Here is a 14,550-nt window from a genome sequence, read left to right on the forward strand (position 1 = left end):
TATACTTTTTGATATAATATTCGACCGTATATTGATTAGCAGGCCGGGGTCTCGCCCGGCCTTTGCCGAACCCATGCAAGCGGCTTCTCCCTCCCTGAGCCTGGACGCGATGCGCGCCGCCGCGGGCGACGCCACCGCCATGTTGCGCGCCCTCGCCAATGAAGACAGGCTGCTGCTGCTTTGCCAGCTCAGCCAGGGCGAGATGTCGGTGGGCGAGCTCGAAGCGCTGCTCGGCATCCACCAACCCACCTTGTCGCAACAACTCGGTGTGCTGCGCGCGGAAGGGCTGGTCAACACGCGGCGCGACGGCAAGCGGATTTTCTACGCGGTTGCCGATGCGCGGGTGCTGGCCGTGCTCGAAACGCTTTACGCCCTGTATTGCCCCACTGAATGAAGGAGCCACTGGCCATGATCATTGACTGGACACACTTCACGCCCTGGTCCGCGCTGGGCGGGGGCCTGCTGATTGGACTGGCCGCCGCCGCGCTCGTGCTGCTCAACGGGCGCATCGCGGGCATCAGCGGCATCATTGGTGGCTTGCTGCGGCCAACGCGCGCGGAAGCCGGCTGGCGTATCGCCTTTGTGCTTGGCCTGCTGGCGGCACCGCTGCTCTGGCGCCTGTTCGGCGCGCTGCCGGAGATTCGGGTCCATGCCGGCGCCGGCCTGCTGGCCGTCGCCGGCTTGCTGGTGGGATTGGGTACCCGCTACGGCGCGGGCTGCACCAGTGGGCATGGCGTTTGCGGGCTATCGCGGCTCTCGCCACGCTCGCTGGCGGCCACAGCGGCCTTTATGGGGGCCGGTTTTGCGACGGTCTTTGTCGCACGGCACTTGCTCGGCGCATGAGGAGCGACATGAACCGCCTTTCTTCCTTGCTGATCTCGCTGGCCTCTGGCCTGGTATTCGGCCTCGGGCTGATCCTGGCCGGCATGGCCAATCCAGAGAAGGTGCTCGGATTCCTCGACCTTGCCGGGCGCTGGGATCCCTCGCTGGCGCTGGTGATGGGCGGCGCGATCGCGGTGGGCGTGGTGGCGTTCTGCATTGCCCGGCGGCGTGCCGTCTCGCTGCTGGGCTTGCCCATGCAGCTGCCGGCGTCGCGCCGGATTGACCGGCGCTTGCTTGGTGGTAGCCTGTTGTTCGGTGTGGGCTGGGGGCTGGCGGGGATCTGCCCGGGGCCGGCGCTGGTGCTGCTGGGCGCGGGCGCATGGCAAGGCGCAGTCTTTGTGCTGGCCATGCTGGCCGGAATGGCGCTGTTCGAGTGGCTGGAATGGCTCGGACGCGGCCGCGTTTTACCCGGCAAGGCATTGACCGGACGCTAATTGAGCATAAACCGGACATAAACCGGACGTGAGCCGGACAACAGGAGTCATCCATCGATGCGAACTGATGRGGTCATCGACGAGGCCGAGGTAGAAACGCCCGCCCGGGACCAGGCGGCGCGGCGCAGCACCTGGGTGAGCGTGGCCGTGAATATCCTGCTGACCTGCATGCAGCTGGTGGCGGGCGTGGTGGCCGGCTCCCAGGCATTGATCGCGGATGCCATTCACTCGCTCTCCGACCTGGTCTCGGACTTTGTCGTGCTGTTTGCCAGCCACCATAGCCGCAAGGGCGCGGATGCCGACCACCAGTACGGCCACCAGCGTTTCGAGACCGCCGCCTCGCTGGCGATCGGCCTGCTGTTGCTCGCGGTCGGCGTCGGCATGCTGTGGTCGGCTGTGCAAAAGCTGGAGCATCCCGATCTGATCCAGCCGGTCAAGGGTGTCGCGCTATGGGTGGCATTGGGCGCGCTGGCGGCAAAGGAATCGTTGTTCCGCTACATGCTTGCCGTGGCCGAGCGCGTGCGCTCCAGCATGCTGGTTGCCAACGCATGGCATGCGCGCTCGGATGCGGCATCGTCGCTGGTGGTCGCCGTGGGCATCGGCGGCAACCTGCTTGGCTACCACATGCTCGACCCTGTGGCCGCGCTGGTGGTCGGCCTGATGGTGACCAGGATGGGCTGGAAGTTCTCCTGGGATGCCCTGCATGACCTGATGGACCGTGCCGTGGACGCGCAGAGCATCGAGGCGATTCGCCAGGCCATGCTGGCCACGCCTGGCGTGCTGGGCCTGCATGACCTGAAGACCCGCAAGATGGGCGACGCGATCCTGGTCGACGTGCATCTGGAGATCGATGGCGCAATGACAGTCGAAGCAGGGCACCGTATTGCGGTGGAGGCGCGCCTTGCCGCCATGCAGATTCAGGACGTGCTCAATGTGATGACCCATGTCGACCCGGTGCGCGTGCCGCAGCGCCAGGCGGAGGGCCCGGCGCGCGCAGGCGCGGCATGACGGCTGCGCGGGGCCGGGCGTGGGCGAACGTCCTTTGCCGATGCCCGGTATGATTGCCATCCTGGCTTGAAATGGCTTTTCCGGTGGCAAAAAGGCGGTCCGCCCGCTTCGCCGCGCAGACCCGCATCCCCCGCACCCGCCGCTCCATGGACCACACGCAAACCCAGTCATCGTCGATGAGATTCCTGCCTTATCTCGTCGCGGCTACCTTCTTCATGGAGTACCTCGATACCACCGTGCTCGCTACTGCGTTGCCGCAGATGGCGCGGTCGTTCGGGGTCGGGCCGAATGACCTGAGCCTGGGCATGACGGCCTATATGCTGGCGCTGGCGGTGTTTATCCCGATCAGTGGCTGGATCGCTGATCGCTTTGGGTCAAGGACGGTGTTCGGCGGGGCGATCGTTGTTTTCACGGTGGCCTCGGTGCTGTGCGGCGCATCGAACGGGTTGTTCGCGTTCACCGCGGCGCGCGTGCTGCAGGGCATTGGCGGCGCGATGATGGTGCCGGTCGGTCGGCTGATCGTGGTGCGCAACACGGATAAGCGCCAATTGATCAAGGCCATTTCCACCATCACCTGGCCGGCCATCGTGGCGCCCGTGGTGGGGCCGCCCATCGGCGGGTTCATCACCACCTACGCCTCCTGGCGCTGGATCTTCCTGCTTAACGTGCCATTCGGCATTGCCGCGCTGATCGCCACCTTCATGATGATCCGCAACGAACGCGCGAGCGAGCCCAAGCCGCTTGATATCGTTGGCTTCCTGCTCAGCGGGACCACGCTCACCTTCGTGCTGTACGGCACGGAGCTGGCCAGCCAGCAAGGCTCCAGCCTGGCAACGGCGGGCGCTTTCGTGGCTGCTGGCGTCGCCCTGGGCGTGCTGGYCGTGCGCCATGCAGCGGGGCGCGAGCATCCGCTGCTCGATTTCACGACGCTGCGCGTGCCGACGTTCTCGGTCACCGTGATCACCGGGTCCGTCACCCGTATCGGCATCGGGGCGGTGCCGTACCTGATGCCTCTGCTGTTCCAGGTTGGCTTCGGGCTGTCCGCGTTCCGCTCCGGGCTGTTGCTGCTAGCCAGCGCGCTCGGCAACCTCGGCATGAAGGCATTGACCACGCGCGTGCTGCAACACTACGGCTTTCGTGCCACCGCGATCGTCGACGTGGCTTTCGCCAGCCTGTTCATCGTCGCGTGCGGGTTGCTCACGCCCGAGACGCCGCTCGCCATCGTGCTGTTCGTGGTGTTTATCTACGGCGTGACGCGCTCAATGCAGTTCTCCACGCTCGCCACGCTGGCCTATGCCGATATCCCGCAAAACCAGATGAGCAGCGCCAATACGCTATGGAATGCTGCCCAGCAGATGTCGATCGGCCTTGGCATCGCGTTTGGCTCGCTGTCGCTGAGGATTGCCGCATCGCTGCGCGGCGAGGCCAGCGACGTGCCGCACTTTACGCTCGGCGATTTTCGCTGGGCGTTTCTCTTCGCGGGCGTGCTGACGCTGGTGTCGTTGATCGGGTATGTCCGGCTCGCGCCGGATGCGGGGCGGCATCTGTCGAGCCGGCGGGCGGCTGGATGACAGGTCCCTCCCGATATGAAGCGAGCGACGGGCGGGCCTGAGCCTGGCGAACGCGCCGCAATGCTCGCCTGCTGCGGGCAATACAAACTGAGCGGAACTCGGCAGGGGCCTGACCGGTCACACCATCCGCATCCACCGGAGTCAACGCAAAATGAACCTGTAAGCCCACTTCAAACCTGTTCGCGCTTGTTGAACCATTGTTGAGTCCTCGTTGAGTCCTCGGGTTCCAGGCGCGCTACCTGTTTTGTCTGGAGCTTGCATGGCTGACTTCCTATCGATTCCGTTCGCGGTTTTCTCCGCGCCGCCGTCCGGCGGCAATTCTGGTCCCACCTCCATAGATTCCCACTCAGGTTCGCCGCCGGCGTTCTGGATTTCCCTGCGCCACGTCACCGTGGCGCTGCCCGACGGGCGGGTGCTGCTGGACGACCTGAGCGACACCCTCCAGCCCCAGCGCATCGGCCTGGTTGGCCGCAACGGCACCGGCAAGAGCGTGCTGGCCAAGGTGCTGGCGGGCCTGGTCACACCGGATGCCGGGCGCATCGTCAGGCATGCCACCGTTGCCTATGTGCCGCAAGACGGCAGCTTGGCACCAGACGCGACGCTGGCGGACGTCGCGGGCCTGACGCCAGCTTTCGATGCGCTCGCCCGGGTGGAGCGGGGCGAGCCGGAGGGCACGGATTTCGACCTGCTGGAAGGGCGGTGGGACCTGCGCGACCAGCTGCGGCTGGCCTGCGAGGCGGCTGGCCTGGGGCATCTGGAACCGGAGCGGCTCGCCCGCAGCCTCAGCGGCGGCGAACTCACGCGCGTGGCGCTGGTGGGGGCCTTTCTTTCCAGGGCAGATGGACTGGTGCTCGATGAGCCCAGCAATCACCTCGACCTCGCCGCCCGGCAATGGCTGCGCGCTCAGTTGCGGCGATGGCGCGGTGGCCTCGTGGTGGTCAGCCACGACCGCGAATTGCTGGAAGACATGGACCACATTGCCGCGCTGAAGCCGGATGGCTTGCGCCACTACGGCGGCAGCTACACGCTGTATGCGGCGCAGCGCGACGCCGAAGCCACTGCCGCGCAAGCCGAGCTGGAGCACGCGCGTACCAGCCGCAACTCGGCCTTGCGCGACTTGCGGCGCCAGCATGATGCCCATCAGCGCCGTGCCGCGCGCAACGACCGCGCGGGCAAGATGGCCAACCTGCCCGGCATCTACCTCGGCCGGCTGAAGGACGGTGCGCAGGCGCATTCCGGCCGCGAGCAGCGGCGCCAGCAGGAAACCCGGGCGACGCTGGACGATGCCGTGCAGCAAGCCGCGCAGCGCATCGAGCCTGGCCCGCCGGTGGCGCTGATGCTGCCCGGCGCGGTGGTCGCCGCGGGCAAGCGCGTGGTGCACGTGCAAGACGCGATCCTGCCGTTTCCGGCCGGCTCAAAGCCGCTCAACCTGACGCTCTCGGGCCCGGTGCGCGTTGCCGTGACCGGTCCCAACGGCTGCGGCAAAACGACGTTGCTCAAATTGCTGGCCAGCGTCGAGAACCCGGTTTCCGGCACCTGTGCGGCAGGCATTCCCAAAGCCTGGCTCGATCAGCAGGCGGCGACCCTGCTGCCGCCGGCGATGTCCGTGCTGGAGCGGCTGCGCGAACTGGACAGCCCCTTGCCGGAGGGCGTGCTGCGCAGCCATTTGTCGTTGCTCGGGCTGGGCGCGGCGCTGGTGCGGCAGCCTTCCGGCGTATTGAGCGGGGGCGAGCGCCTGAAGGCAGCCCTTGCCTGCGCCTTATGGGCCGCGCAGCCCGCCCAAATGCTCTTGCTCGACGAGCCCACCAATCACCTCGACCTGGATTCGGTGCGCGCGCTGGAGCAGGCCTTGAGCGCCTATCCCGGCGCCATCCTGGTGGCGTCGCACGACCGGCGTTTCCTCGATGCGCTGGGGTTGACTCACATGCTGGCGTGGCAAGGCGGGGACTGGCAGCTGGCGGCTTGCCGGTAAGCCGCGCTGGCTGGCGTCACCCTTGCGTGTCGTCGGGCGTTTCATCGACCGAGCGCACCGCCGCGCGCCGCAGGGCGTCCAGCGCGGCGCTGACCGCGATACGGCCAAAGCCGTCGTCGCGCCAGTACATGGACACCGAGCCAAAGCCCGCCAGCCGCAGCGGCAGGATGCGCAGGGCGCCAAGGTGCTCCAGGCGCCGCGCGGTCCGGTGCGAGGCCACGCCAATCATATTGCTGTGGTTGAGCAAGGTCAGGTTGAGGATGACCGAGTTCGACTCCACGCAATCGGCCGGCATGCCCTGGCCAGCCGCGTTCAGCGCCGACTCCAGCGTGTTGCGGATGGGCGTGCCGCGTGGCCACACGATCCACCGGTACGCCTGCAGGTCGGCCCAGCCCGGTTCGGCCAGCTCAAACAGCGGATGCCGCGGGCGCGTGACGAAGTGGATCGGCTCCATGTAGAGCGCCTCGGCGCGCATCTGCCCGTCCTGCAGTTCCGGCGCGGAGCGGCCCACCACGATATCGACCTCGCCCCGGGCCAGCTGCGCCATCAGCAGGTTCATGGTGCTTTCCACCAGCCGGACATGGGCTTTCGGCAAGCGCTGCAAGAGCGAGGTGACGGCTAGCGGCACGGTATCGGCAGCCGACGCGCCGGAGGTGCCGATCACCACCAGGCCGCTGCCGCCTGCGCGCATCGCCTGCATGTCGTCGCGGGCGGTATCCAGGTGCGCCTCGATGCGCCTGGCATGGGCAATCATCGATTCGCCATAGGGCGTGGGACGCAGGCCGCGCGCATGGCGCTCGAACAGCGGCAGGCCGATGTCGTCTTCGAGTTCCTTGAGCCATTTCGATAAGGCGGGCTGCGTGGTGCTGAGCGCCGCGGCCGTCTGGCTCATGTTTCCGGTCTGCGCCAGGCTAAGCAGCATCTGCAGGTTGCGCAGCCGGAGCCGCTGGGTCCAATCCATCAGGGTATTCCCTTTGAGGTATATCCATATCCATATGGATAAGAGGAATTTGTCATTTTACAAGGTATATCTCCGGGCGTATAAATCTTCCATCGCACCCCGCAGCCCACAGCGGCTGCTCAGCGCCCCGACCGGGCGATGAAATCGGAGACAAGGCCATGCCAGATGCAAAGAAGAGCACCGACCGTTCTGCTTCAGACCGTTCAGCCTATTACAGCCGCATCGGCCGCAACCAGATGGCGCCCCTGTGGGAATCGCTGCACGCGCTGGTCCCGCGCGAGCCGCGCCCGCAAGCGCAGCCGGCGATCTGGAAATACGCCGAGATCCGCCCGCTGGTGATGCAGGCGGGCGAGGTCATCAGCGCGGAAGAAGCCGTGCGCCGCGTGCTGGTGCTGGAAAATCCCGGCCTGCCCGGCAAGTCCAGCATCACCTCCACGCTGTACGCCGGCTTGCAGCTGATCCTGCCCGGCGAGATTGCCCCCAGCCATCGCCATACCCAGTCCGCGCTGCGCTTTATCGTGGAAGGCCGTGGTGCCTGGACCGCCGTCAACGGCGAGCGCACCACCATGCATCCGGGCGATTTCATCATCACGCCGTCGTGGACCTGGCATGACCACGGCAACCCGTCCGTGGCGCAGGGCGGCGAGCCGGTGGTTTGGCTCGACGGGCTGGATATCCCGCTGCTGCAGCACCTGGATGCCGGCTTTGCGGAGAACTACCCCGAAGCCTCGCAGCCGGTGCTGCGTCCCGAAGGTGACAGCTTTGCCCGCTTCGGCCACAACATGCTGCCGGTGCGCCACCGCGTCACCGATCCCACCTCGCCAATCTTCAGCTACCCCTATGCCCGCAGCCGCGAGGCGCTGGACCAGCTCTACCGCAACGGCGAGCTCGATGCCTGGGATGGCGTGAAGCTGCGCTATGTGAACCCGGCCACCGGCGGCTGGCCGATGCCGACCATGGCTACCTTCATGCAATACCTCCCCGCCGGTTTCCAGGGCAAAACGTATCGCAGCACCGACGCCACCGTCTACTCCGTGGTGGAAGGGCGCGGCACCGTGCGCATCGGCGAGGCGCAGTTCCAGTTCGAGCCGCGCGACACCTTCGTGGCGCCGTCCTGGCAGCCGGTGCAACTGGCTTCGGTCGAGGACACGGTGCTGTTCAGCTATTCCGACCGCCCGGTGCTGTCCGCGCTCAACCTGTTGCGCGAAGAGCGCACCTGATCCGGCCCGGTTCCTTGGCTGCTTTTGCTGCCCTTGCCGCTTTTGCTGCCTTTTCCCATTTCCTTGCTTCTTGCCTGAGGTCTTCCATGTCTTTCGTCATTACCCCTCCCGCCGCCGTGGCCCTGCCGGTCGTTGGCACCAGCGACCAGTTTCCCGTGCGCCGCGTCTACTGCGTGGGCCGCAACTACGCCGCGCATGCCCGCGAGATGGGCTTCGATCCGGACCGCGAGCCGCCGTTCTTCTTCTGCAAGCCGGCCGATGCCGTGATCCCGGTCGCCTACGGCGAGACCCTGACGCTGCCGTACCCGGCCCAGACCAGCAACTACCACTATGAATCCGAGCTGGTTGCCGCCATCGGCAAGGGCGGCTCGGATATTCCGCTGGAACAGGCGCTGGAGCACGTCTGGGGCTATGCCGTGGGCCTGGACATGACCCGCCGCGACCTGCAGATGAAGATGCGCGAGATGGGCCGCCCGTGGGAAATCGGCAAGGCCTTCGACGCCTCGGCGCCGATCGGCCCGATCCATCCGGCTAGCGATGTGGGGCATTTCGAGCAGGCCGCGATCTGGTTGACCGTCAACGGCGCCGACAAGCAGCGTAGCGACGTCACGCACCTGATCTGGTCGGTGGCCGAGACCGTGGCGGACCTGTCCAGGTACTTCCGCCTGGAACCGGGCGACCTGATCTACACCGGTACGCCGGAAGGCGTCGGGGCCGTCAAGCCGGGTGACCTGATGGTCGCCGGCGTGGAGCGCCTCGGCGAGCTGTCGGTACGCGTGGCCTGACGGCGTCGAGATTCCGGGATTTCGAGAAAGAGGGCTTCACCGTGCAGATCTATAGTTTCTTCAACAGCTCCACGTCGTACCGCGTGCGCATCGCGCTGGCGCTCAAGGGCCTGCCGTACGACTACCAGCCGGTCAATATCCGCGTGGGCGAGCATCGCGTCCCGGACTATGTGGCGGCCATCAACCCCTCGGCGGTGGTGCCGGCGCTGGTGGATGGTGACTTCCACCTGGGCCAGTCGATGGCGATCATCGACTACCTCGACGCCCGCCATCCCGAGCCACGGCTGATCCCGCAAGCGGCGGAGCTGCGCGCGCGGGTGCTGGAGCTGGCCAATGTGATTGCCTGCGATATCCATCCGGTCAACAACCTGCGCATCCTGCGCTACCTGCAGGACACGCTGGGCGTGACGCCGGAGCAAAAGGACGCCTGGTACCAGCATTGGGTGGACGAAGGGCTGGGCGCGGTGGAGCGGCTGCTGGCGCAGCACGGGCGCGGCCCGTGGTGTTTCGGCGACCAGCCCACGCTGGCCGACTGCTGCCTGGTGCCGCAGATCGCCAATGCGCAGCGCATGGGCTGCCGTACCGAACGCTTCGAGCGCGCCATGGCGGTCTACCGCCATGCCTGCGAGCACCCAGCCTTCCAGCAGGCAGAACCTCAGCGGCAGCCGGACTACACGGCGCGCTAACCAACGCTACAGGGCACCCCGGGGCCGGATGGCCACCGGGTGCGCACCCAAGGAGACGAACATGAACAACACGCGCAGCACGGACCGCAAGGTGATCGTGGTCGGCGGCGGCATCGGCGGCCTGGCCGCCGCACTGGCGCTCGCCCGGCAGGGCATCCGCGTTGAATTGCTGGAACAGGCGGCCCAGATCGGTGAAATCGGCGCCGGCATCCAGCTTGGTGCCAACGCCTTTGCCGCGCTGGATGCGTTGGGCGTGGGCGAAGCCGCGCGCAAGCGCTCCGTTTTCACCGACTACCTGGTGATGATGGACGCGATCGACGCCACCGAAGTCGCCAAGGTGGATGTCGGCGAGCGCTATCGCCAGCGCTTTGGCAACCCCTACGCGGTGATCCATCGCGCCGATATCCACCTGTCCATCCTGGAAGCCGTGCGGGATCACCCGCTGATTCAGTTCCGCACCGCCACCACGGTGTGCGCGCTGGAGCAGGACGAGCGCGGCGTGACGGTGATCGACCAACACGGCGAACGCCACCAGGGCGATGCCGTGATCGGCTGCGACGGCGTGAAATCCGCCGTGCGCCAGGCCTTGCTCGGTGACGAACCACGCGTGACCGGCCACGTCGTGTACCGCGCCGTGGTGGATGTGGCCGACATGCCGGCCGACCTGCAGATCAATGCGCCGGTGGTGTGGGCCGGCCCCAACTGCCATCTGGTGCACTACCCGCTGCGCGGCGGCGAGCAGTACAACCTGGTGGTGACCTTCCATAGCCGCGAGAAAGAAGTCTGGGGCGTGCGCGATGGCAGCAAGGAAGAAGTGCTGTCGTACTTCGAGGGCATCCACGCCCGCCCGCACCAGATGCTGGACCGGCCCACCTCCTGGCGGCGCTGGGCCACCGCGGACCGCGACCCGGTGGAGCAATGGAGCTTTGGTCGCGCCACCATCCTGGGCGATGCCGCCCACCCCATGACGCAGTACCTCGCGCAGGGCGCCTGCCAGGCGCTGGAAGATGCCGTGACACTGGGCGCGGCCGTGGCCGAGACCGACGGCGATTTCGTGGCGGCCTTTGCCCTATACGAGAAGGCGCGCATCCCGCGCACCGCGCGCGTGCTGTACTCCGCCCGCGAGATGGGCAGGCTGTATCACGCCAAGGGCGTGGAGCGGCTGGTGCGCAATTCGCTGTGGGTCGGACGCACGCAGGACCAGTTCTACGACGCGCTGCAATGGCTGCACGGCTGGCGCGCGCAAGACTGCCTGGGCGGGGCGCGATAGGGGGGCGCCGGCCCGAAGTAACCCAAAGTGGCCAAAACAAGCAAAGAGCGGCCAAAGAGCCGCCAAAAAACGGCGAGCCGATCGCAAATCGGCCGCTTCGAAACACAACGCAGGAGACCGCTGTGCCCACGCAACCATCTATCGGCATCACCGAATTCATCGATCGCCAGCCGCTATCGGCCTTCCAGGTCACGATTGTCGCGCTTTGTTTTTTGATCGTCGCCATCGACGGATTTGATACCGCCGCGATTGGCTTTATCGCACCCGCGATCCGCGCCGAATGGGAGCTCACGCCGGCGCACCTGGCGCCGTTGTTTGGCGCCGGGCTCACCGGCCTGATGGCCGGCGCGTTCCTGTTCGGCCCGCTGGCCGACCGCTTCGGCCGCAAGAGCGTGCTGCTTTTCTGCGTGCTGTTCTTTGGCATCGCGAGCCTGGCCTCCGCGTTCTCCGGCTCGCTGTGGGGGCTGGTGGCGCTGCGTTTCCTGACCGGTCTGGGGCTGGGCGGCGCCATGCCCAATACCATCACGCTGACTTCTGAGTATTGCCCCGCCAAGCGCCGCTCCTTCCTGGTCACGACCATGTTCTGCGGCTTCACGATTGGCTCGGCCCTCGGCGGGCTGGCCTCGGCGAACCTGATCGAAGAGCACGGCTGGCGCGCCGTGCTGCTGCTGGGTGGCGTGCTGCCGTTGCTGCTGCTGCCGCTCTTGGTCTGGAAGCTGCCTGAGTCGGTCCGCTACCTGGTGCTGAGCGGCAGGCACCCGGAAAAGGTGGCGGCCATCCTGGAGCGGATCGCGCCGCGCGAGCGTGTCGCACCTGGCAGCATCGTGGTGGCGGACAAGCGCGCGCCCGGCTCGCCGGTTGCGCACTTGTTCAAGCCCGAACTGATGCGCGGGACCTTGCTGCTGTGGCTGACCTTCTTCATGAGCTTGCTGGTGATCTACCTGCTGTCCAGCTGGCTGCCCACCTTGCTGCGGGCGACTGGGATCTCGCTCAAGACGGCGGCCCTGGTCACCATGATGTTCCAGGTGGGCGGCACCCTCGGGGCCATCGTGCTGGGCTGGCTGATGGACCGGGCCAACCCGCACTATGTGCTGGCCGCAAGCTACGCGCTGGCAGGTGTGTTCATCACCGCCATCGGCAGCCTGACCACGGCGCCATGGCTGGCCGGGGTGGCGGTATTCGCCGCTGGCTTCTGCATCTCCGGCTCGCAAGTGGGCGCCAATGCCTTGTCGGCGGCCTACTATCCCACCGATTGCCGCGCCACCGGCGTGAGCTGGGCCAATGGCGTCGGGCGGATGGGCTCGGTGGTTGGCTCGGTTGGGGGCGGCACCATGTTGTCCATGGGCCTGACCATGCCGGCGTTGTTCCTGATGGTGGGAATACCGGCGGTGATGGCTGGCGCCACCATGCTCCGGCTCGGACGCCATCGCGCGGGCCAGGCACGGCGCATGGCGGTGGCGGCCTGAGGGCTTCCAGCGGCTACGTATGCGTTTCATCCTTGAGTATTCAAATGATAATCGTTATCATTTGAGATCTCGGGTTAGTGACACGATCTGAGTCAGCAAATGGGTTGCCGGACACGCCTCGTGTCCGGTTTTTTTGCGCCTCCGCCTTGCCGTGCCTTACCGTTCCTGCGTCTTAGCGTGCCCTTGCGCACGCACGCCGTGCCCGCGCTGCGCCGCTTGCGGTAGCATCTGGCCAGCGCCGGCAGCATTGTCGTCGCCGCGCGGGCCTTTTTTCGTTTTCCTTCGATCCAGCAGCCACCGATGCGGCTAGCGCGCATGGGGAAGCCAATGACGGCAGTCGGCAGGCCACCGCAAGACGCTACCTCGCCGGCACACGCCGAGAGGCTCGGTGCCGCTGCCGCCAGCGGCCGGCGTTGGGCATGGCTGCCAGAGCAGGGCGGCTGGAAATACTATGCGTTGCTCGGCGCCATCGGGGTCCTTGTCCTCGGCCCGCTGGGCGGGATCGCCGCGGCGTACATGAACTTCTCGCTCGGCTTCTTTGTCGGCGGGCAGGTGCTGGCGGGCATTCTCGGCTCCACGGTGACCTACGGCTATGGCGCGGACGGCCGCCATGGCGCGAACTATATCCAGACCATTGCCGCATCGGTCGCCGGCATGAGCGGCATGGCCGTGGTGGTCCAGGCGATGACCTGGATGGGCTTGCCCGAGCCGCCGATCTGGCAGTTGATGCTGTACATGCTTTGCGTGGGCATGTTCGGCGTGGGCGTGGGCATGTTGTACACGCCGATCCTGGTTGATCGGCTGCAACTCACGTTTCCCTCCGGGCTGGCGGTGGCCAACATCCTGCGCGCCCTGACGGACCCGGTGCTGCTCCGGCAGTCGGTGTCGCGGCTGGCCGGGGGCACGGCGCTGGGCATCGTCAGCGGCATCGGTGCGGCCCGCGTGGAGCGGCTTGCCGCGATCGATTTGTCCGCCTCCACCTTTGGCGCGGGCATGATCGTCGGGGCCCGCATCGGCGTGGCGGCGCTTGTTGCCGGGCTGGCGGGCCAGGCGCTGATCCCCTTCTTTGTCTCCATCGGCTGGCTGGCGCCGGGCGACCCCTTTCGCAAGATCACGTTCCTGATTGCGCTCGGCATGATCATGGGCGCCGCGCTGCTCGATATCTCGCTGATCCTGCTCAAGGTGTACCGGCATGGCCGGCAGCTGTCAGGCGGGATACGGCGCGGGCCTTCCGCGGCGGCAGGTGGCGCCAGCCTGTGGCGGATGGTGGCGTGGGTGCTGTTCTGGGGGCTCGCGGTGGTGGCGGTGGGCGTGGGCCTGCTGCATCAGCCCGCGGGCTACATGGTGCTGGCGGTGCTGCTGGTGTTCGTGTTCGCCATGGTCAACGGCATCTCGGTGGGCATGGTCGACCAGAACCCGATTTCTTCCGCCTTCGTGCTGTCCGTCATCCTGATGGCCGCGCTGGGTTTGCGCGACCCGAATGTGGGGCTGATCGCGGCGGCGGTGCTGCTGGTGTCGACCAGCGAGGCGTGCGACATGCAGCAAGACCGCTCCACCGGCTGGCGGCTCGGCACCAACCGCACCGTGCAGTTTCGCTTCCAGGTGGCGGGCATCGTTGCCGGCGCGGTGCTGGCGGTGTTGTTCGCCAGGCTGTTCATGCGGGCGTATCCGGCGCTGGCGCTCGACCAGACTGTGCTCTCGGCTGGCGCGCAGCCCCAGCACTGGGCTTCGGCCATGACTTACAAGATCGTCGGCGCGTTGCGCGGCCTGACCAACGACTTGCCGCACCAGCGCACGGCGGTTGTGCTGGGCATCGTCCTTGGGCTGGCCATCGCGGCGCTGCGCCTGCTGGTCAAGTCGTGGCCGCGCTACCAGCGCTTTGCCCAGGCGGGAAGGGGTGGCGGCGTTGCCGATTTCCTGCTGGATACGGTGGTGCTGCCGTCGCCCTATGCCTCGTCCTTTGGCGGATTTGTCAACTTGCCCACCTCGGCGTGGTTTGCGCTGGGCGGCGTCGTGGCCAGCGCGCTTAACAGCTTGCGCAAGCCCGAGGACGCGCCGGATGCCTTGCCCGAGGACATGAGCACGACATCACTGGTGGGTGGCGGGCTGATCGCAGGGGATGCGCTGGCAGCGGTCGGGCTTGGCGTTGCAGGGCTGCTATTTATGGCTTCGCGCTAGCGCGTGCGAGAAATCGATGGCCAGCCTGCCATCCGGCTCGAAGCGCTGCCCGGGCGGGCGGTCGCCGATGGCATGCTTGCGCTGCCGCGCCCCGTGTTCAATTCTCATAAGATGGGG

13 protein-coding genes are annotated in these 14,550 nt (G+C 66.9%); 12 read left to right on the top strand and 1 reads right to left on the bottom strand.

Annotated elements, in window-relative coordinates; all coding sequences use genetic code 11:
• The first annotated feature begins 73 nt into the window (after window positions 1-73).
• The 6 genes from AB4061_RS05270 (at window position 74) to AB4061_RS05295 (ending at window position 5,867) form a co-directional block, all read left to right on the top strand.
• Window positions 74-394 carry a metalloregulator ArsR/SmtB family transcription factor gene (locus tag AB4061_RS05270; RefSeq protein ID WP_441631575.1) on the top strand — a complete coding sequence of 107 codons (321 nt, stop codon included), beginning with the start codon at window positions 74-76 and terminating at the stop codon, window positions 392-394.
• Window positions 395-408: 14 nt separating this feature from the next.
• A complete protein-coding gene (locus tag AB4061_RS05275) occupies window positions 409-843 on the top strand; it encodes a YeeE/YedE family protein (protein ID WP_441631576.1) in 435 nt (144 codons plus the stop codon).
• An 8-nt stretch (window positions 844-851) separates the two neighbouring features.
• Window positions 852-1,316, top strand: coding sequence for a DUF6691 family protein (locus AB4061_RS05280; RefSeq protein ID WP_441631578.1), 465 nt, complete (start codon window positions 852-854; stop codon window positions 1,314-1,316).
• Between the two features lie 57 nt (window positions 1,317-1,373).
• A complete protein-coding gene (locus AB4061_RS05285) occupies window positions 1,374-2,324 on the top strand; it encodes a cation diffusion facilitator family transporter (protein ID WP_441631580.1) in 951 nt (316 codons plus the stop codon).
• A gap of 146 nt (window positions 2,325-2,470) precedes the next feature.
• Window positions 2,471-3,895: a DHA2 family efflux MFS transporter permease subunit gene (locus AB4061_RS05290; protein ID WP_441631582.1), complete on the top strand. Its 1,425-nt coding sequence runs from the start codon at window positions 2,471-2,473 to the stop codon at window positions 3,893-3,895.
• A gap of 259 nt (window positions 3,896-4,154) precedes the next feature.
• Window positions 4,155-5,867: an ABC-F family ATP-binding cassette domain-containing protein gene (locus AB4061_RS05295; protein WP_441631584.1), complete on the top strand. Its 1,713-nt coding sequence runs from the start codon at window positions 4,155-4,157 to the stop codon at window positions 5,865-5,867.
• 16 nt (window positions 5,868-5,883) lie between these two features.
• Here the strand turns inward: AB4061_RS05295 and AB4061_RS05300 are convergent, their stop codons facing one another.
• Entirely contained in the window at window positions 5,884-6,828 is a 945-nt protein-coding gene (locus AB4061_RS05300) for a LysR substrate-binding domain-containing protein (protein ID WP_441631586.1), read from the bottom strand.
• 158 nt (window positions 6,829-6,986) lie between these two features.
• On the opposite strand from AB4061_RS05300, the gene gtdA reads away from it, so the two are divergent.
• From gtdA to AB4061_RS05330, 6 genes are all read left to right on the top strand, one after another.
• On the top strand, window positions 6,987-8,048 hold the full coding sequence (gene gtdA / locus AB4061_RS05305; protein ID WP_150984632.1) for a gentisate 1,2-dioxygenase: 1,062 nt from the start codon (window positions 6,987-6,989) through the stop codon (window positions 8,046-8,048).
• Between the two features lie 86 nt (window positions 8,049-8,134).
• Complete coding sequence (locus AB4061_RS05310; RefSeq protein WP_441631589.1) at window positions 8,135-8,833, top strand: fumarylacetoacetate hydrolase family protein; 699 nt, start codon at window positions 8,135-8,137, stop codon at window positions 8,831-8,833.
• Window positions 8,834-8,874: 41 nt separating this feature from the next.
• The gene (maiA, locus tag AB4061_RS05315; RefSeq protein WP_441631591.1) at window positions 8,875-9,519 is read left to right on the top strand and encodes a maleylacetoacetate isomerase; all 645 of its coding nucleotides are present in this window, start codon (window positions 8,875-8,877) and stop codon (window positions 9,517-9,519) included.
• Window positions 9,520-9,580: 61 nt separating this feature from the next.
• Window positions 9,581-10,789: a 3-hydroxybenzoate 6-monooxygenase gene (locus AB4061_RS05320; protein ID WP_441631593.1), complete on the top strand. Its 1,209-nt coding sequence runs from the start codon at window positions 9,581-9,583 to the stop codon at window positions 10,787-10,789.
• A 122-nt stretch (window positions 10,790-10,911) separates the two neighbouring features.
• Window positions 10,912-12,255, top strand: coding sequence for an MFS transporter (locus AB4061_RS05325; protein ID WP_441631595.1), 1,344 nt, complete (start codon window positions 10,912-10,914; stop codon window positions 12,253-12,255).
• Window positions 12,256-12,582: 327 nt separating this feature from the next.
• Window positions 12,583-14,433 carry an OPT/YSL family transporter gene (locus tag AB4061_RS05330; protein ID WP_441631597.1) on the top strand — a complete coding sequence of 617 codons (1,851 nt, stop codon included), beginning with the start codon at window positions 12,583-12,585 and terminating at the stop codon, window positions 14,431-14,433.
• Window positions 14,434-14,550 lie beyond the last annotated feature (117 nt).

Origin of the sequence: Cupriavidus sp. YAF13, from assembly GCF_052113425.1 — a bacterium.
Taxonomy (GTDB): Bacteria; Pseudomonadota; Gammaproteobacteria; order Burkholderiales; family Burkholderiaceae; genus Cupriavidus.